General features: G+C 31.0%; 20 protein-coding genes. All 20 read right to left on the bottom strand.

Going from position 1 to position 18,177, the window contains the following annotated elements; genetic code table 11:
• Positions 1-43: 43 nt before the first annotated feature.
• Positions 44-469, bottom strand: coding sequence for a DUF6608 family protein (locus tag KDK92_RS05040; protein WP_250857982.1), 426 nt, complete (start codon positions 467-469; stop codon positions 44-46).
• Positions 466-927, bottom strand: coding sequence for a LytTR family DNA-binding domain-containing protein (locus KDK92_RS05045; protein WP_250857984.1), 462 nt, complete (start codon positions 925-927; stop codon positions 466-468). Before KDK92_RS05045 ends, KDK92_RS05040 begins: the two co-directional genes overlap by 4 nt.
• 21 nt (positions 928-948) lie before the next feature.
• Complete coding sequence (locus KDK92_RS05050) at positions 949-1,926, bottom strand: alpha/beta hydrolase (RefSeq protein ID WP_250857986.1); 978 nt, start codon at positions 1,924-1,926, stop codon at positions 949-951.
• A gap of 180 nt (positions 1,927-2,106) precedes the next feature.
• Positions 2,107-3,687: a BCCT family transporter gene (locus tag KDK92_RS05055; protein ID WP_250857987.1), complete on the bottom strand. Its 1,581-nt coding sequence runs from the start codon at positions 3,685-3,687 to the stop codon at positions 2,107-2,109.
• 125 nt (positions 3,688-3,812) lie between these two features.
• Positions 3,813-5,588, bottom strand: coding sequence for a choline/carnitine O-acyltransferase (locus KDK92_RS05060; RefSeq protein ID WP_250857989.1), 1,776 nt, complete (start codon positions 5,586-5,588; stop codon positions 3,813-3,815).
• Positions 5,589-5,642: 54 nt separating this feature from the next.
• Positions 5,643-6,806, bottom strand: coding sequence for a UxaA family hydrolase (locus KDK92_RS05065; RefSeq protein ID WP_250857990.1), 1,164 nt, complete (start codon positions 6,804-6,806; stop codon positions 5,643-5,645).
• Entirely contained in the window at positions 6,806-7,144 is a 339-nt protein-coding gene (locus tag KDK92_RS05070) for a UxaA family hydrolase (RefSeq protein ID WP_250857991.1), read from the bottom strand. Before KDK92_RS05070 ends, KDK92_RS05065 begins: the two co-directional genes overlap by 1 nt.
• A 216-nt stretch (positions 7,145-7,360) precedes the next feature.
• Positions 7,361-8,482 (bottom strand): mandelate racemase/muconate lactonizing enzyme family protein, encoded by a 1,122-nt coding sequence (locus KDK92_RS05075; protein WP_250857992.1) that lies wholly within the window; start codon positions 8,480-8,482, stop codon positions 7,361-7,363.
• Positions 8,483-8,755: 273 nt separating this feature from the next.
• Positions 8,756-10,108: a sigma-54 interaction domain-containing protein gene (locus KDK92_RS05080; protein ID WP_250858621.1), complete on the bottom strand. Its 1,353-nt coding sequence runs from the start codon at positions 10,106-10,108 to the stop codon at positions 8,756-8,758.
• Positions 10,109-10,393: 285 nt separating this feature from the next.
• Positions 10,394-10,945 (bottom strand): hypothetical protein, encoded by a 552-nt coding sequence (locus KDK92_RS05085; RefSeq protein WP_250857993.1) that lies wholly within the window; start codon positions 10,943-10,945, stop codon positions 10,394-10,396.
• A 154-nt stretch (positions 10,946-11,099) separates the two neighbouring features.
• Positions 11,100-11,630, bottom strand: a complete 531-nt coding sequence (locus KDK92_RS05090; RefSeq protein ID WP_250857994.1) for a 2'-5' RNA ligase family protein — start codon at positions 11,628-11,630, stop codon at positions 11,100-11,102.
• A 68-nt stretch (positions 11,631-11,698) separates the two neighbouring features.
• Positions 11,699-12,040: a DUF1801 domain-containing protein gene (locus tag KDK92_RS05095; RefSeq protein ID WP_250857995.1), complete on the bottom strand. Its 342-nt coding sequence runs from the start codon at positions 12,038-12,040 to the stop codon at positions 11,699-11,701.
• A 117-nt stretch (positions 12,041-12,157) separates the two neighbouring features.
• Complete coding sequence (locus tag KDK92_RS05100; RefSeq protein WP_250857997.1) at positions 12,158-13,063, bottom strand: phosphotransferase; 906 nt, start codon at positions 13,061-13,063, stop codon at positions 12,158-12,160.
• 148 nt (positions 13,064-13,211) lie between these two features.
• Positions 13,212-13,823 carry a YdcF family protein gene (locus tag KDK92_RS05105; protein WP_250858622.1) on the bottom strand — a complete coding sequence of 204 codons (612 nt, stop codon included), beginning with the start codon at positions 13,821-13,823 and terminating at the stop codon, positions 13,212-13,214.
• A 46-nt stretch (positions 13,824-13,869) separates the two neighbouring features.
• Positions 13,870-14,343, bottom strand: a complete 474-nt coding sequence (locus KDK92_RS05110; RefSeq protein WP_250857999.1) for an HIT family protein — start codon at positions 14,341-14,343, stop codon at positions 13,870-13,872.
• A 72-nt stretch (positions 14,344-14,415) separates the two neighbouring features.
• A complete protein-coding gene (locus KDK92_RS05115) occupies positions 14,416-14,907 on the bottom strand; it encodes an NUDIX hydrolase (protein ID WP_250858000.1) in 492 nt (163 codons plus the stop codon).
• A gap of 187 nt (positions 14,908-15,094) precedes the next feature.
• Positions 15,095-15,655, bottom strand: coding sequence for a histidine phosphatase family protein (locus tag KDK92_RS05120; protein WP_250858002.1), 561 nt, complete (start codon positions 15,653-15,655; stop codon positions 15,095-15,097).
• A 65-nt stretch (positions 15,656-15,720) separates the two neighbouring features.
• Positions 15,721-16,071: an SH3 domain-containing protein gene (locus tag KDK92_RS05125; protein ID WP_250858004.1), complete on the bottom strand. Its 351-nt coding sequence runs from the start codon at positions 16,069-16,071 to the stop codon at positions 15,721-15,723.
• A 211-nt stretch (positions 16,072-16,282) separates the two neighbouring features.
• Positions 16,283-16,657: a VOC family protein gene (locus KDK92_RS05130; RefSeq protein WP_250858005.1), complete on the bottom strand. Its 375-nt coding sequence runs from the start codon at positions 16,655-16,657 to the stop codon at positions 16,283-16,285.
• Positions 16,658-17,189: 532 nt separating this feature from the next.
• Positions 17,190-18,173 carry an aminoglycoside phosphotransferase family protein gene (locus KDK92_RS05135; protein WP_250858007.1) on the bottom strand — a complete coding sequence of 328 codons (984 nt, stop codon included), beginning with the start codon at positions 18,171-18,173 and terminating at the stop codon, positions 17,190-17,192.
• Between the last annotated feature and the right edge of the window lie 4 nt (positions 18,174-18,177).

Consider the following 18,177-nt stretch of genomic DNA (forward strand, 5'->3'; position numbering starts at 1 on the left):
CAAGTTTGTTCGAACTATTTAAATAATATATACAAAAAATAACCTATGACTTTTTATTTTTTATTTCCTGTAATAATTCATTCTGCCTTTTAGCTTCTCTAAATATATAAATATAATAGATGGCAGCACCAATTATATAAGGAATAGTAAAACTTCTAAATGCATCTCTATAAGCCATTGGGTGAAGTTCAATATATTGACTCTCCAAAAGCAAACTTCCAAAGACAAGTCCCATTGCAATAATATATTGTGCAATAATCATGACTAAAGGAGACCATCTTTCAAAGTATTGATGCATATATAGAATGCCTACACCAATACTTGTCCATAGTACCATTGTGAATGAATTCATTGCAGATATAGTATTCTTCCCCATTGCAAGTGCTAGTCCCGCATTTACAAGAGATAAAATTGTATAACTTACACATATCACCACCAGCATTTCGACTAGATTTATTTTTTTCATCATAGGACATTACGCCTTTCTTTTAAATATTGTTGAAATCTTGATTTATAACTTCGGTTAATTATCAAGCATTCCTTGTTTTCCATTATAGCTTTTACTCTCATATTGACCTCTGGTTTAATAGAATGAATATGATAGATATTTACCAAATTGGATTTATTAATTCTAACAAAACCCTCTTGTGCCAATTCAACCTCTAGTTTTGCCAGACTTTCCTGTACTTGATAGACTTCTTCCTTCAGATAAGCAAAAGTACGTTTATCAACATATTCAAAATAATATATATCACTAATCCTTATTAATATCTGTTCATTTTTTTCCGTCTTACCATATAAATGTAAGCGTACCTGATCACCTTCTAAGACTTCAATGACTTTCTCTATTTTAGGGGTCATGACTCGATAATGGACGTCTATATGCTCTTCCTTAAGTTTATCATCTTGAAATAATCGTAACTTCATTTGTCACCACCTATACATATATTAATTTATAAAGTTCATCACTCTTTCCTTATATTGTAATGGATAGTCCATATATGCTTCAACATGTTTTGTATCTACTAGCCAATATTCTTTTTTGCTCCCTTTAATACTCTCAAATATCTCTTCACCCATTTTCATTGTAGAAACCTCATCCCTTTGACCCTGAATGACTAAAGTTGGAATATCACAATTTTTTAAAGCCAATAACATATTGGCATCATCAAAGCCAAAGCCATACTTCATATTTAGCGCCCAGTTACCACACCAAACTGCATATTCACCTGGTAAACCAGTATTCATGTTATCCCATGATGATAAAAACATACTTTCCATACTATCAAAAGCTGAGTCTAAAATAATAGCATCTACATTGTTCTCAGCATGTTCTGTTTCAGCATAAAGACCTGTTGTAACTGCTCCCATAGAGAAACCATGAACCACTATTTTCTTGTCTTTGGTATTGGCTTTCACATAATCAACCACAGCTTTTACATCTAACTTCTCATAATAACCAAAGGACATCTTTTCATTGGATGAATCTCCACTTCCTCTTTGGTCCAAAGCTAACACATTCCAACCATTTTCTAAATACATTTCTGCTTGAGGATATACACTGACATAATCACCACCGAGACCATGGACTAAGATTACTGTATTATTATCTTTTATATCATCAGCACTAAAAAATACCACTGGCACTTTATTGTCATCTTCTGCTGTCAAATCAATCCTTTTCCCTTGAAACTGCTTTTCAAAACCTTCAATGTCATAACCCCACATAGCAAGCTGCTTTCTACTATTTGCTTTGGTATCATTACCTTTATTAAAGTAAACAAGACCATCTGCAACATTTATACCTATTTCATAACTTACAACTCCAAAACTACCTACTAGCAACAGACAAAATACTATAATGAATATTTTAATTCTTTTTCTTGTAATTATTCTACCCTTCTTTTGATTCCCTCTTTTTTTCATTACATTCATCTCCTTTTACCTCTCCCCTCTACACCTTTATTAACCATAATATAGCAAAATAAGAAAAGATTCCACAGAATCTTCCTAAGTTGCATTTTACCGTAACTAAGTTGCTAGTGTTAGCTAGTACACATCTTTGGATAAATAAAAAAAGCCTGGATTAAATCCAGACTTTTAAATTTATCTTTCTATAGTTTCCAATACATCTTTAAATTCCTCAAGTACTACTCTTTGATTTAATTTTTTATCTTTAATGTCTGTTTTCACCATTTTCACAAAGGAGAATCCAGTCATAATAACTATAATACAAACTGGAATACCAAAAACAAGTGAAGCTGTTTGTAGTGTTTTTAATGGGCTTCCAAGTAATATGAATCCAACAGGGATAAGTGCTAAACTAAATGCCCATACTAATCTAAGCCATCTTTTAGGTTCTCCATCTTCTCCTAAATGAGTTTGAGAGTTTGCTGCAAGAATATAAGAAGCAGAATCATAAGATGTTGCCATAAATGTAACACTAAGAACTACTACTAAAAATATAATTATCTTACCTAATGGTAAAGTTTCTAGAATTGAAATAATAGTTTGTGGCCCACCTAATTTAGTAAGCGTAGCTACAACATCCATTTTTCCTGAAAGTTGAAGATCTAATCCATAGTTACCTAGAACAGAGAAGAAAAGAACACATCCAGCTGATCCATAAACTAAAGCTCCCATTACCATTTGTTTAATAGTTCTTCCTTTTGAAATACGAGCAATAAACATACCTAAGAAAGGTGCATATGCAGCCCACCATGCCCAGTAAAAAACTGTCCATGATTGTGGGAATCCTGACTTACCTGCTGGATCAAGCCATGTACTCATTCTAAAGAATTTTGTAGCTACAACCCCTATAGCAGTTGTCCCCATTTCAATTATAAATATAGTATTTCCAGCTAGAAAAACAAATAAAACAATACAGATAGCCATTATAACATTAAAATCACTAAGGACTTTTATTCCCTTCTTTAATCCTGAATAGGCACTAAATCCAAAAATAAGTGTTACAAGAAATAATATACTTATTTGAAGAGCAGGTGTTTCCTTAAGTCCAAATACTCTTGAAAGGCCTGCTGTTACTAATGGTGAGCCTAGTCCTAAACTTGTAGCAACACCACCAACAATACCAAAAATGAATGAAATATCAATTATTTTTCCTATAATACCGTCAACCTTATCTCCAATCAAACCACGACAGGCTTCACTTAACTTTAAAACATTACCCTTTTTTACGAAAATGATATATCCCACAGCACAGCTTGTTACTGAATAAATGGCCCAAGCCATAGGCCCCCAGTGGAATAAACCGTATGCCGCCGCCATTTCAGCAGCCTGCCATGTACCTGCTTCAACTCCTAGTGGCGGAGCTTGGTAATAATAAACCCATTCAATAACACCCCAATATACAACTCCAGCTCCTACACCAGCGCAAAACAGCATTGCAGCCCAAGAGAAACTACTAAATTCAGGTTTTTCTCCATCATCTCCTAATCGTATCTTTCCATATCTACTAAAAGATATCCATATACAAAATATTAAACAGAACAGTCCAAATAAAATAAAGAAACTACCTAATTTAGTTATGATAAAATTATTAACTGAATTAAGTATACTTCCACTTGCTTCTGGAAATATAATTATAGGTAATGAAATTGCTAATAAAGCTATTAAAGCACCGAAAAAGACAATTTTATCTATTTTAACCTTTTGCTTCGTTTCCATTAATATTCCTCCTCATAATAAGTTTTCATGTGTTAACTCCCATATTTTAAAATCCATAATAGCTTTTATATTAATAGCAGTTTATTTCCTGCGTACATTATAATATTGCTATATATTTAGATATTTTACTCATTTAAAGCCATCATTCCTTTAATGCACTCTTGTAGATTTTCTATCAACTTTTCCATTGTCTCTACATCTTCTTTATAGGCTGTAATAATCATAAATGACTTAGGCCCTACAAAGTAATAAATACCAAATCCATGTTCCTGAACAGGAGGGAAATAAAGATATTTCATATCTGGATGACCAAAGGAAGTTGTAGATAAATGATTACTTGCTATAACCTTAAAGGCTTTTGTATTAAACAACTCTGGTTTTTCAAGTATTCCCATTTCCTTACCATAGTCTTTGTATACAGATTCTAGTACATATAAGTATCTATTTACGCCCTGTCCTGACTGACATAACTTAACACGTCTATGGTGTTCATTCAATGCTTCTTTCATCATTTCATAAAGCTCTTCTTTTGATTTTTCTTTTTTAAGGAACTCTTTTGCAAAGTTTACACTCTGTTTTGAAACAGGTCGATTACTTTCAGTTCTTCCTCTAAAAAATCGTCTAGCATCTACTGATATATATGTGTTATTAATACAGTTATAAGTCATATATTGTGCTACTTGAAATGCAAGATGAATGAATCCATCACCAGAAAGAATTCCTTTTTCTTTTAGACCCGACCTAGTTAGTCCATCAAAATCAACATACCTAGTTTCAAAACTATCCATACACTGATTAAACTCTTCCTTTAAATCTAAAAGGGCTTTTTTAGTATCCTCTGAAAGATCAAAAACTATCTCTTCTGCTATAGTATTTACAGTTAATTCTTGAAATAAAAATGTAGTTTCCTCAATACATTTCTTAAGTTTATTAATGAAATAAACTTCAGTTCCACCATCTACAAAGGAATGATCTGCAATAAAAGAGAAAATACCATTCTTTGTGCAAGAAAATTGCATTCCTTTCCCATGCCAGCGGTTTACATACTCTCTATTACAAGAAGCATTATCCAATTCTTCATATACACCATTAACTTCTATATCATCGTAATTCATAACTATAATAGCATCTTTTATTTGTTGATATGCCCTTTGATTGCTGTCCTTTTCAAGAACCTTTTCCAGTACTTTTCCTGCTTCATCTCTATCTACACCTATAGTTACATAATTAGCATTTGGTACAAGAGGTTCAATTGTACTAGACACAATATTTTTAAGATTATTAAAAATTTCACCAACTGTAACAACTTCTTCATTCTTAATTACTTGAACATTATAAAGGTGATTTTTATAAGAAAATACAATAAACTGAGAGCATTCATCATTGATATAGTATTCGTCCATTCCTACTTTAATATCATTTATGGATGCTAGCAATCCATGAAACTCATCTGATGAATAGTTTTTATTCTTAATCCAGTATTCACCAGCACCATTTTCTTTAAAATCTTTATATACTGAAGCAGTAGAATGCATAATAATTGCTATTCTCTCAAGTACTTCGTATTTTAAAAGTTTCTTGTTTTCATATATAATAGGAACATTAGTATGAGGTGTTAGTGGAGCTCTTACTAAAAGATGCGATTTAACCCAATAATCAAATATCCAACTATCATCTTCTCTATTCCCTAGCTCTTTTATCTTTTCTTCTAATTTTTGAGAATGTGCTGTATTTAAAAAATTAGCCACAGAATTTTTAGCTTCTTCAAACTCCTCTGATGAAACAAAAGTTTCAACCCATTCTAGAAATCTCTCTAATGTATCTTTTAATGCAGGTATAGGATACTGCGGTAAATTATCAACGTTTTTAATCGGAACATTATATTTTATAAAATCTTTCATTTTTCTAATCTCCTTCTATAAATCTTTTGTAACACAATCAAAAATATATTTTATCTACCTTAATCCCAAACACTGCTCAAGTCTTATATCTTTTTGATATAAAGTGCAGTAAGAGTAACCTAAATCTTCAATATTAGTCTTTTCTCCATTTGCGACTTGAACTATTTTTTCAAGTATCTCTTCACCAATTTCATCTACTGATACAGTCCCTTTCATTATTCCAGTTGCATCTATATCTATGTCATCATTTATAAGGTCTACATTTCCACTAACTCTTATTACAGGAACTATACTATTATTGAATCCAGCTCCTCCACTAGTCCATAAAATCAGCTGTGCGCCAATAGCAGCAAAATGCATTCCAGATCCACCACATAGCATAGTTACATCAGATAAATACATCCCTGGCTTTTCTGGTTTTTCATGTCCCTGTTGATTAAACTCAAGAACATCTTGTATTTCTCTAGTACCAGTCTTGTGTAGTGCACCTATAGACTTTTCTTCAATTGTTGTAAGTCCCCCTACACTATTACCAACACTCATTACCTCAGTGTCAGATCCAACACTCCATCTCTTCTCTTCATTTGAGATCATCCTAAGCATCTTCTCTTCAACTTCTTTGTTAACTGCTCTATTGCACAGAATCTCTTCACATCCTACAAGTTCCATAAGTTCTCCAGCAACAACAGTTGCCCCTCTATCTACAAGAAGATCAGCCGCTTTTCCGACACTAGGGTTAGAAGCAAGACCAGAACTTGTATCAGATCCTCCACATTTAACTCCAACAATAAGCTTAGATATATCAACTGCTTCTCTTTCAAATGTTGATGCAAAGTCTTCTATCTCTTTTAATAAAATTTTTCCCTCTTCAATTGTTCTCTTTGTACCTTTTTTCTTGATACATGTTAAGTGTCTAGCTAACTTTCCACTTTCATTTATCTTGTCTGATATTATCTTAGGATCGATGCTTCCACATCCCATTGCTAGTACCAAAGCACCTGCAACATTAGGGTTAAGTGCAGCATTTATCATATTACTTAGAGTTTCCTCATTTCCACCTAACATGCATGTATAATGATTAGTGACAACAATTGAACTCTCCACCTCTTCTGAGATCTTCCTTGCAACACCATCCATGCATTCATCAACCGCTATAATTAAAATATTATTTCTTATACCTACACTACCATCTTTTCTTACATATCCATTGAACGTCATTATTTCTCCTCCTCTCGACCCATTTGTCTTAATATTTCTTTTACAATGGATGGAGGAAAGTTTACTTTTTCACTTTCAACATTATGAACATGTACAAACTGCCCTTTGTTAATCACCTTTAAACTTAACCCTATCTTATATCCACATTTGATAATTTCTGATTTCTCTAAAATATCTCTTACTGCTATCTTATTTCCAAATGGTATAGGCTCATATGCTTTAAATTCATCTATGACTTCATTCTTATAGGATAGAACCTTCACCATATCTCCAACTTTTATGTCTTCAAGAGCTGTCGCCACATTATCGTTGTCAGCCTTCATCAATACCTTTCTCATTTGGTTGCCTCCTAGAATATTGTTCTATATCACACTTTGTATAATCACATCACACTTTGTTTAATCTTATCCACATATAACAGTTCAGAATCTAATTTAATAAATCATTGAGTGATAATTGTATTTTAGTTGTCATCTTCACTGTAATATTAATTATTATCTTTATCTCTATTGTTTCTATAAAATGGTTTTACATTACATTGTTAAATAAGTGTTTTAGTTAAACACCCTATATTTCTTGATTATATCCTCATCAAGTTCAATTCCTAGTCCTGGTGTATTAGGTACTTCCACATATCCATCTTTAAATTCTATCTTGTTCTTAACAAGTTTTTCATAAAGAGGACTAGTACTCTGGGAATACTCAATTAAGTCCGTATTCTCACAAACTGCTAAGAAATGAACAGTAGCTGCAATAAGTACTCCAGTACTGAATCCGTGAGGCACTAGCTTTGTACCATAAGTCTCGGATAGCTTGTATATCTTCATTGATTCACTTATTCCACCACATCTTGTAACATCAGGTTGCACAAGATCTGGCTTTCCTACTTCAAGGAAATTCTGAAACTCATATCTTGTAGTTAAAGTTTCGCCTCCTGCAATCATCGGTTTTATAGAATCACCAAGTTTTCTATATCCCACAAGGTCATCTGATCCTATTGGCTCCTCAATCCAGTTAAGGTTAAACTCTTTTAACTTTTCAGCCATAAAAATTGTATGTTCAGGAGTTCTCCATTTAGCAGCTAAATCTATCTGCAACTGAAAATTCTCTCCTGCTTCTTCTCTTACAGCCTTTATGATTTCATAATCACTCTCTGGAGCATCTCCAAGGATACCCCCTCCGAATTTAAGACTAGTGAATCCCTTATTAATAAGTTCTCTAACAATTTTTCTGTTTTCTTCTGGAGTATCTGCTGGGATAAATGTTCCATATGCTCTTATCTTATCCCTGAACTTTCCACCTAATAATTCATACACCGGCTTTCCATGGTATTTACCTGCAATATCCCATAAAGCTATATCAATGGCACTGATAGCATGTATTCCTGCTCCTCTTCTTCCAACATAGTTTGAATAAGTGTACATCTTATCCCATAACTTCTCTATCTCAAGAGGATTTTCACCAATTAATATTTCTTTTAATCCAAAACAAGCTAGATTAGAATTTGGAGTTTCAATTAAACTCTTCACAACAAGAGGTGATGAATCTGTTTCTCCAATTCCCACAATCCCTTCATCAGTATATACTTTTACAAGAACTGCATCCTCTCCCCACACAGATTTTTTATTCAAGCCTGGTACCCTAAGACATATGACTTCAACATCAGTAATCTTCATCTGTATTTCTCCCTAGGTTTATTTTGTCGACACTATTTAATAAAGCAACTATCATGCCAACTTTTTATCTCCACTTCACAAATGGCTTAACACAAGCATTTCTCCAATAAAAAAAGTTTGTTTAAGCGTACTTTTAAATAAATACCACTTAAACAAACTTTATTTTTTATTCTAATAACTATTATTTCTCCTTATCGAGTCACTTTTGACTCATTTCTCTAGAAACGCGTGAGTCTTTTTTAACTCACCTAGTCATAATTGACTCACCTAGTTTTACTTAAAATACTTCCTAAATAACCTAGAAGCTTTTGTTTGACTGATCCCTAATTTTTCAGAAACCTTCCTAGAGGAATTAAACTCCTCATATGCTCTTTCAACAATCTTCTTCTCATACTCTTCAAGCATCTCAGTTAGATTTTTTCCATCATCTATCTTAATCTCTGTACACTTTAATTCTTCTTTAACTTGAAGCTCATACAAATGTTTTGGTAAATGCCATGGCTTTATCTCAATATCCTTCGTTACCACAGTTAGCCTTTCCATTATATTAGCAAGTTCTCTAATATTGCCCTTCCAAGAGTAATTGTTCAGTATATATTTAACCTCTTCTGAAAGTCTATGTGTCTTATTATATTTCTGATTATATTTATTTAAATAAAAATCACATAAGAGCAGAATATCCTCTTTTCTCTCTCTAAGAGGAGGCATGTTGATTTCAAATACATTCAATCTGTAATACAAATCTTCTCTGAAACTCCCCATCTCAACCATCTTTTTAAGATCCTTATTTGTGGCAGCTATTATCTTTACATCCACACTTATAGGCTTTGTACTCCCCACAGGATAGAACTTCTTCTCCTGTATGAACTGAAGCAACTTAGCTTGAAGCTTGTATGGTATCTCTGATATCTCATCAAGGAATAGTATTCCACCATCTGCTTCACTTGCCAACCCTTTCTTCCCAGCTCTATTGGCTCCTGTAAAACTTCCTTTTGTATATCCAAACAACTCCGATTCTACAATATCTTTACTGATAGCAGCACAGTTTATATGAACAAAAGAGTTGTTTTTCCTTGAGCTATGTTCATGAATATACTTCCCAATAAGAGTCTTCCCAACCCCTGATTCTCCGGTAATTAAACAAGGTGCATCTACATTTACTATCTGATCTGCCAAATGTAATACCTTCTCCATTTTACTACTACTTGTAATTATTTTATTCTCAAACTTAATATTAGCTGTATCTTTCACCTTATCAAATATAAATACATCCTGACTCTCATCATCTGGAATATCATCTCTTACACTCATTGCAACATATTCAACCTCATTTTCTTCATCAAATATTGGTATTGCAATAGTAAGAATTTTGGCTCCGAGTTTCGTCTCCTGAGTTTGCTTCACTGCCTTCTTTGTCTTATAAACATATGGCAGTACAGATGTACTCCAGTATTCCTCTGCATAATCAAAGAAAGAGCTTCCCATCATCTCCTGTTTAGTCTTACCATAGTGTCTTTCACAAGCCTTATTAATATATATAATCTTATAGTTATTATCGTAAACAACAATCTCATCGTATAACTCATCTATTAAACTTATAAATTCCTGATAGTTCAGATCATTCATCAATTACTATCACTCCCTTAATATATCTTCTTCAATTGTATGATTTTGTTACCTTGGGATTCTAATTTGATATGATTCAAACAATAGTGATGTGATATTTCTATTGTACTGATTCTTAAAGTAAATGTCCAATGAGAAATTCGAAAGTTGGGGACGGTTCATTAATCTATGTATTTTTGCAAACTAAAAAGCTTGTACATCTCAAGATTAAATATTGAGTTGTGCAAGCTATCATTATTTATATTTGATAATTAAGCACATAGCACCTTCAAAAATTATTACGTTTTATAAACTTTTACCCATAATAAACTCTTTAATTGGTTTGTCGTCCCAAATTTGTGCCTCAATATAATGATTATTATGTATATAAACTTCAAATTTTTTTATAACATCCTTAAGTTCTTCCAGTCTATAAATTCTCGGACTATTATTTCTTTCCAAATATAATTTATCAAGTTCGCTTAAAGAAATTTTGTACATACTATCTGGATAAGTAAAACTTATTATATCAGATTTAAAAATCTCTAAAGGTAATTTAACTTTTACTTCGTAATCAGTATTAAGATTATGAGGGCCCGTTGGAGAATCCCCTAATATCATATAGATTGGATTTTTTCTTATAGGTTTTCCACCGATTTTAATAAACAGTGAGCGTAATAACTCTTCATGCTGCTTCCTAGCTGATAAGTACGTCCCATCCCCTCTCCATTCTATATCATTCTTTAAAATTTTCTCTGCTACTTGTATATCTAAATCGCATATATTTTGAAACGGTTTCTCTCCTTTTCTATAAAAATGAGTTAAATAGTTAGGAACTGTATTTAGTAAATTATCCATTCTTCCTATCACCTCTTTTTCTTTTTGTTATTTCGTACTGCAAATATATTATTCAATATAACACTAAAGCAGAATACTTTTTTATATGTATCAAGTAATTTCTTTATTTAGTGCATTTTATAAGAAGATTATGCTGTAACTTTATTTACTGATATTACTCCTGTAAGTTCCATACTTTTATATCAGTTCTAGGTTCGTTTTGAACAAGAGCCAATTTTGTAACATATCCTCCAAATGCTTTGAAATTATCATTTACAACTAAAAACGCTCTTTCAATTTCTTGTGAAGATAGCTTGGCTGCTATAGTAGTATGTGGTACCCATTGATTTGGTATATAGTAACTATTATTTTCAGCCTTTGGAACTGCTTTAATTAAATTGTTTACCATTTCACATGATTTTAAAAGAAATTGATTAACAATAGGTGCAAGAAATAAAACACTTGGATTAAATAATCCTATAGATGCCCAATATACAAAATCTTGTCTTATTTTTTCTTTGTATACTTCTAGTGAATTAATAACTGAGCTTATATCTTCACAATCAAAATCTGCAATTGTAATGTGTGGCGGAACTTTATTTAAAATTAAATAATCATTAACCCCATTATCAACAATCAAGTGTATCAATGATGTTATTTTGTTATCTGTTTCATCATCAAAATAAAATACAACTGAATAATTCATTTAATACCTCACCTCGCACATTTTTTACTTACACTATATATAGGGAATTGGGTAAGATAGATTGGTATTTAAATTGTACTTTTCTCAAAAGTTTCTTTAAATATTATTTTTAACAATTCACAGGGAACCTGTTGATTATGAAATATTTGTAGCATACCTTTTGGAGTAATCTTATACTCTGGTAATTCGTCTTTGTGAAAGATAACCGCTTTTGCCTCAATATTAATATGGTTTTTAAATGGAATAAGGCGAATAAATTTCTCACCTACATAAAATGACGGTATTTTAGCCCACAATTTTTCATCAATGTTTATAGAAGTAATTTCGTAAATCAGTTCATATAAAATCCTGAATCTTTGCTTTGTTTGTTCTTCAAAATTCTCTATATAATTATAAATCTCCTCTTTCATTTTTTTATCCTCCTATTAATTAACATAATAGTATGACTAGCTTGTACATTTAAATTGGTTATTAACTTTCGACTATCCAAATCTAACTACAGTCCCGAATTCTAGGTAAAAATATTTCTAAACACCCTTCAATTGATAAACCATCTTTTCTAAATTTAATCTATACCAATCAGTTACTTCCCATCCGTTAATGACAAATGCAAAAACAATTCCAACATAGTTAATTAATCTTGAATACTCATAATCATTTAAAAACTCTTCATATGTTACTGTAAAATGATTACTTTTAGATATTTCCATATAATAAGTATTTAAAATATCAGATTCCCATTGTTTATTAACCCTTTGTTCTCCATTGTCATTTTTGCAATCCCCTAATAATCTACCAATATCACTAGTATATATGCCTATAGTTCCATGTTCCCAATCAATTATTTTAATATTATTTCCATCTTTCATGACATTGATAGGAAGTAGATCATTTTGAATCAAAGTTTGCGGTCTTTTAATCATTCTTCTTATAATGGCGTCTATCTTTTTCAAAATATCATCTGTTATCTTATATTTAATATGAATATCCATTTCTTTAATTTTTAAAAGCTTGTCCTCTATTCTTTTATTTGAATTCCGTAAGAATTTATAATCATAATTAGATTGTTCTATCTTAAGAAACTTTCCGTGTATTTTTCCTAATTCCCTTGCTAACTTACAGTAGGTATTAAGTCCTTCATTATTAATTGTATTTCCACTAATATACTCCATAAGCATCCATATATTTTCTTCATCATCTTGCATATAACCTAAATACATAGGTACACCAAACTCTTTATTCACAGAAAGCATCTCATATATCCTTGCCTCATAATTTGAACTACTTTTTTTTATTACATAATTTTTATTATCTGTTTCAATTACATATACATCATATTCCTTATTTAATTCTTCATCTTTTTGTTGAGTTATTTTTATTATATTTTTATTTTCCCCCATATTTACCAATAGTTTTTGAAATATATTTTTCATAGTATATCAACCCCATTTTCTAGCCTTTAATACCAAAACTTTTTCATAATATTCCGAAGTTCTCATAATATCATGTGTTGGGAAAACTGAATGTGATTGTAGCAGTGTTTTTTCCATAATAATCTCCTCCTTAATAAGATAAATCTAATTATAAAATTTCTCTTAATTGCATGATTTCCTCATTGAATTGATTACCACAACGCTGCAATTCACCTAATACACGCTTTATACCAGCTTCTGTTTTAAACCAGTTGTCTTTTGATATTAGAACATTCTTTTCATAATAAGGTACAGGCTGAATATAGAACTCTGTATCTGGAAAAGCCAACTGATAACACATTAAAGAACGACGAGCATGAAAAGATTTACAGCATAGAATTGCTTTTTTAATATCCATATTATTCTCATCTGCTACTCTACGTGAAAATATAGCATTTTCTTTTGTAAATGAGGAGGTATCTTCCCATAGAATTGAGTTTTCTGAGACACCATTTATACATAAAACATCTGCCAAAAACTCACAATCTGTTTTGTATTCTTTACTGTATAGTTCTTTTTTAGATTTCACACCATTAAATTTTCCTGTTTTTATGCTCACACCACCTGATGGCATTATATAAGTTGCTAAACCTTCTTTCCACAATTCAGCAGCATACTCACCTAACTCAGGATGTGATCCCCCTGGAATAAAAATTATATCTGCTTCTTCCATTTCATCTTCCAGAAAAATAAAATTAGTTATGTCATCTATTATCTTCATGTTCAAATTTTCCAACTCCTTCATTTTTCACATATTGCTATTTATTTTACTTCTTTGTCTTCTTATTGAAATACTCTCTCAACTTTTTTGCATACTCTAAACGATCTTCAGGTTTTGAAAGGTACCTACTAGTTTTATATAAATTATCATCTTTATACCTTGGAAATACATGCAAATGATAATGCCACACATCTTGACTACCACAAGGTTCATTATGTTGTCTTGATGACACACCATCACATTTATAAATTTCTTTAAAAGCGATAGCAACTTCTTTCTCAAATTCATGAATCTTTGCAGAAATTTCATTAGGTAATTCATAGATATTCTCAAAATGCTTATTGGGAATAATAATTACATGTCCTTTATTATTTTTCCACCAACCAGCCCCAATAAAAGCAGTTATATATTCATCTTTATAGACAATATCATCTTGTTTAGTAAGTACATGTTCATTTTCAACCCCTTCTACGATTAGACAAAAAGGGCAGATATAGTTTTCAGGTGCATGATTGTACATATTTCCTCCTCCAATAAAATATAATGTTTCTTGCTATATTAAATAAGTATATTCTGAACTAACGCTATAGTTCTATCTATCAAATAAATATTCTTCATGTACCTCAATTTCATTAGAAGAATTTACTTTATACCCCAAACATGAAAAGGCTGATTGATAGTCTAATGCATTTCTAAATCTTATCTGTTGTTTTGGGTTTACTATCTTTAATGCTTCTTCTTTAGAAAACCATTTTACTTCAATACTTTCATCACTGGTTCTTAAATCACCTGATATATAATTACAAATAAAATCTATAGTAACAATTGTCGGTACTTCTTCAACCCCATTATAGCCTTTTTTCTTTTTTGTATTTGAATAAATTCCCACAATATTAACTATATCTACATTAACACCAGTTTCTTCTTTTATCTCTCTAATCACTCCTTGTGGTAATGTTTCACCAGGCTCAACAATTCCACCAGGATATTCCCAACCTTTACGTGGATTTTTTACAAGCAATATTTCATTTCTACTATTAACGATCAATCCTCCAGCAGCAACTATATGTGTAGGTAAAATCATAAAATCTCCTCCATTATCCATACAAAATTAAGAATAAAACTTTTTAATGAATGTAGCTATTTTCTTCTTATTATCAAAGCATATTAATAGAATTAATCCTAAAATAATTGTTACTATACTTCACCCCTAATTAACTTAAGTAATTAAACATTCAAATAGCGTTATAGCTAATAATTCAATATTATATTTACTCTGAGAACTCAAATTTACAAATATCACAATTGTCCATTGCAAAATTGTAGAACTCGTCTTCCTCAACCTTATTAAAATACTTATTTATAACTCTTGATATAAAACCATGTGTTACTACTAGAATCTTTTGTCCAGAATACTCTTCTCTTAGTTTATTAATCGCTTCAAATACTCTTTCTTCTACTTCCTTAATCGTCTCCCCATTATCTGGTGCTGCATCATAAGTCCTTGTACACTTTTGGGCCCATAATTCAGGATACTTTTCTTGTACCTCTTCCTTAGTTAATCCTTCGTATACTCCTACACACCTCTCATGAATACCATTAACTGTAACAACTGATTTATTCAACTCTTCAGCAATAATACTAGCTGTTTGTATTGCTCTTTTCATGGATGAGGTTATTATTATATCTATATTATGTTCTCTCAATTTATCAGATAATGCTCTTGCCTGCTCCATCCCCTTACTATTTAAATCAACCTCACTACTTCCACAATATCTCTTTTGAACATTATAATCAGTTTCTCCATGTCTTACTATAAATACCTCGCTCATTTTTTATCTCCTTATCATTTAAAGTTTATTACATTAAGTCTCATTAACTAATTTCAATTCCAAAATTAGACCTCTTCTAAATGATTCAATGGAGTCCATGCTTTTGTAAATGGATCACCTTTTTTAGCTCCCCATATCCAACCATTTAATGTCTTATCCATAATAATGATTTCATCGACTTCTATATCAAATTCTCTTGCATCGTAATCTTCTAATATAAAACCAATATCACCACTTCTATTAATTATTTCCTTTGGAATCCAGCCCTCATTATTCTCGCTATTACAAAAAATCCAACCAGCCCAATCTCCATCTTCATTGGACTCTTCACCACACATAACTTTCTCATCTTTACGCACAGTTATTGGATTATCCGAAAAAGTTCTCCTACTTTTTATCACTCGATATTCAATCATATAAGGCATATCCTCCTCTTTAAATACTCTCTATCAGCCTATTATCCGTTAAATTTTTTTTGCTTCACACTACAAAGATGTAGTTAATTAACTAAATATTATAGAATGAACTATACTCTTTCATTATGAACCAAGAAATTTCTTTATTTAATACATTAAATAATAATATTCTGTACCAAATTAGTCCAATATTATATTTATTTGATATGGACTAATTCTTTTTTACCATGCTAACAAAATTAACAATATTACCATCAATGTCTCTAAACCAGAAAGACCTCGCTCCCCATGGATGTGTTTTGGGTAGCATAACAAATTCTACACCTAATGCTTTGAGTCTTTCATATTCTAAATCAACATCCTTTACTTTAAAGCTTATTGTAAAGCCTCCATATCCTGCTCCACACATAGAATTAGGGGCCATATTTTCCATCCCTTCTACTGAAAATATAGCAATATTTCCTCCGTCAGTTTTCAATTCTGCATGAACATCATTACCTTCTGCTTCAACACAAAGTATTTTTGTGTAAAATTCTGTCAAAGCACAAACATTACTTGTAACAAGACATATTCCTATGAATTCCATTAAAACTCCCCCTTTTAACTTTATATTTTCTTACTTCGATTCGTAATTTTTACTATTTCGTTGTAATTATTATATTTACTTTACGACATATTGCAAATATACTGTATTACTTATTTTTATGATCAGTAAATGAATATTGCTTGAATAGAAATAATGCATATCAGTTTACTTTTAAAGCAAACAAAAACGAACTTGCATTCGCTCTAATGTTATTATTATACAAATGTGTGGTATAATGTATTATATCATATAAGTAGGTGATAATATGCTATGTAAAAATATGAAGCCAGTTTACATATCTAAAGAATATATAAAAAATCCAAATGCTCAAATTAGCAAATTAAATAATGATGAAACTAACATTTACCTTAAAGTACAAAGTGAATTCTAAAAATAAAAGGAGCTTGCACACTTTAACTAGCGACAAGTGTACAGGCTCTATACTTAAGACTTATATGTTATTTAATTTTTGTGAACGGCATTCATTAGAATCTTGATAGGTTCATTCAAATACTAATTGATCTCTTTAATATTAAAACTCAATCTCATTTCTTAATATTCTCAAAGTCCGCTTTAATGCATCTTCGATTCCTTTAACCCACTCCATAGGAGGATTTTCTTTATTTATTAAAGATAACATCCCCGTCATATCCGCAAGTCTAGAAATCTTTATCCAATCATCAGATACTTTATTTTTTGCATGTTCATTATATCCCCTTATAAAATTATCATACGTACTTTTATCTCCATATTTATCCATATAAGCTCTATCTCTAAAGAATTTTCCAATATCATAGTATATAGGTGCTGATAAACTATATTCAAAATCAATAAACCAAACACTATTATCTTTATTATCTATAAGAATGTTAGCAGGGTAAAAATCACCATGTGAATAAACAAATGTTGTATCTAACTTCTTTAACAATTCCTTATTTTTATCAATAGATTCAAGAAGTTCATTTTTTATCTTACTATTGATATGAGTACCAGGAATCCCATTTAGAAACTGCTCATGCAAGTCTGTAATCGGAGGTAAATTCTTTTTAATATCTAAATTTTTATTTAGTAGACCTCTATTTTTATATTCTCGTCTATGTAATAGCGCTAACTTGCTACCTATATCATAAGCTATTTTATTAGGAAATTTTTTATTTTTTATAATATATTCTTTTAGACTCATTCCTTCAATATAATCCATTATTACATATGGATTGTTATAAATTTTTTTACTGTTATCAAATAGATGAATATTTGGTACATTTACATATTGTTTTGCATATGAGTATGATGCTGCTTCAATTGCACTGTTACCTCCACCTTCAGGATAAATCTTGAGCAAATATTTTTTAGAACTGTTTTTGATGTCTACAATATAATTACTTGTACTCATACCTTCTGGTATTAATGTTAAATTTGTCAACTCAATTTTATTGTCATATTGTGAAAATAATTTTTGTGCTGTCTTTTTGTCTATGGTTATATGCTCATATAACCTAACATCTTTATTACCCATATAG

This window comes from Oceanirhabdus seepicola (genome assembly GCF_023684385.1).
Classification (GTDB): domain Bacteria; phylum Bacillota; class Clostridia; order Clostridiales; family Clostridiaceae; genus Oceanirhabdus; species Oceanirhabdus seepicola.

What these genes read in the sequence shown, in the direction of transcription:
- KDK92_RS05040 (WP_250857982.1), bottom strand. Translation starts at nt 469, where the DNA reads ATGATGAAAAAAATAAATCTAGTCGAAATGCTGGTGGTGATATGTGTA.
- KDK92_RS05045 (WP_250857984.1), bottom strand. Translation starts at nt 927, where the DNA reads ATGAAGTTACGATTATTTCAAGATGATAAACTTAAGGAAGAGCATATA.
- KDK92_RS05050 (WP_250857986.1), bottom strand. Translation starts at nt 1,926, where the DNA reads ATGAAAAAAAGAGGGAATCAAAAGAAGGGTAGAATAATTACAAGAAAA.
- KDK92_RS05055 (WP_250857987.1), bottom strand. Translation starts at nt 3,687, where the DNA reads ATGGAAACGAAGCAAAAGGTTAAAATAGATAAAATTGTCTTTTTCGGT.
- KDK92_RS05060 (WP_250857989.1), bottom strand. Translation starts at nt 5,588, where the DNA reads ATGAAAGATTTTATAAAATATAATGTTCCGATTAAAAACGTTGATAAT.
- KDK92_RS05065 (WP_250857990.1), bottom strand. Translation starts at nt 6,806, where the DNA reads ATGACGTTCAATGGATATGTAAGAAAAGATGGTAGTGTAGGTATAAGA.
- KDK92_RS05070 (WP_250857991.1), bottom strand. Translation starts at nt 7,144, where the DNA reads ATGAGAAAGGTATTGATGAAGGCTGACAACGATAATGTGGCGACAGCT.
- KDK92_RS05075 (WP_250857992.1), bottom strand. Translation starts at nt 8,482, where the DNA reads ATGAAGATTACTGATGTTGAAGTCATATGTCTTAGGGTACCAGGCTTG.
- KDK92_RS05080 (WP_250858621.1), bottom strand. Translation starts at nt 10,108, where the DNA reads ATGAATGATCTGAACTATCAGGAATTTATAAGTTTAATAGATGAGTTA.
- KDK92_RS05085 (WP_250857993.1), bottom strand. Translation starts at nt 10,945, where the DNA reads ATGGATAATTTACTAAATACAGTTCCTAACTATTTAACTCATTTTTAT.
- KDK92_RS05090 (WP_250857994.1), bottom strand. Translation starts at nt 11,630, where the DNA reads ATGAATTATTCAGTTGTATTTTATTTTGATGATGAAACAGATAACAAA.
- KDK92_RS05095 (WP_250857995.1), bottom strand. Translation starts at nt 12,040, where the DNA reads ATGAAAGAGGAGATTTATAATTATATAGAGAATTTTGAAGAACAAACA.
- KDK92_RS05100 (WP_250857997.1), bottom strand. Translation starts at nt 13,063, where the DNA reads ATGAAAAATATATTTCAAAAACTATTGGTAAATATGGGGGAAAATAAA.
- KDK92_RS05105 (WP_250858622.1), bottom strand. Translation starts at nt 13,823, where the DNA reads ATGAAGATAATAGATGACATAACTAATTTTATTTTTCTGGAAGATGAA.
- KDK92_RS05110 (WP_250857999.1), bottom strand. Translation starts at nt 14,343, where the DNA reads ATGTACAATCATGCACCTGAAAACTATATCTGCCCTTTTTGTCTAATC.
- KDK92_RS05115 (WP_250858000.1), bottom strand. Translation starts at nt 14,907, where the DNA reads ATGATTTTACCTACACATATAGTTGCTGCTGGAGGATTGATCGTTAAT.
- KDK92_RS05120 (WP_250858002.1), bottom strand. Translation starts at nt 15,655, where the DNA reads ATGAGCGAGGTATTTATAGTAAGACATGGAGAAACTGATTATAATGTT.
- KDK92_RS05125 (WP_250858004.1), bottom strand. Translation starts at nt 16,071, where the DNA reads ATGATTGAATATCGAGTGATAAAAAGTAGGAGAACTTTTTCGGATAAT.
- KDK92_RS05130 (WP_250858005.1), bottom strand. Translation starts at nt 16,657, where the DNA reads ATGGAATTCATAGGAATATGTCTTGTTACAAGTAATGTTTGTGCTTTG.
- KDK92_RS05135 (WP_250858007.1), bottom strand. Translation starts at nt 18,173, where the DNA reads ATGGGTAATAAAGATGTTAGGTTATATGAGCATATAACCATAGACAAA.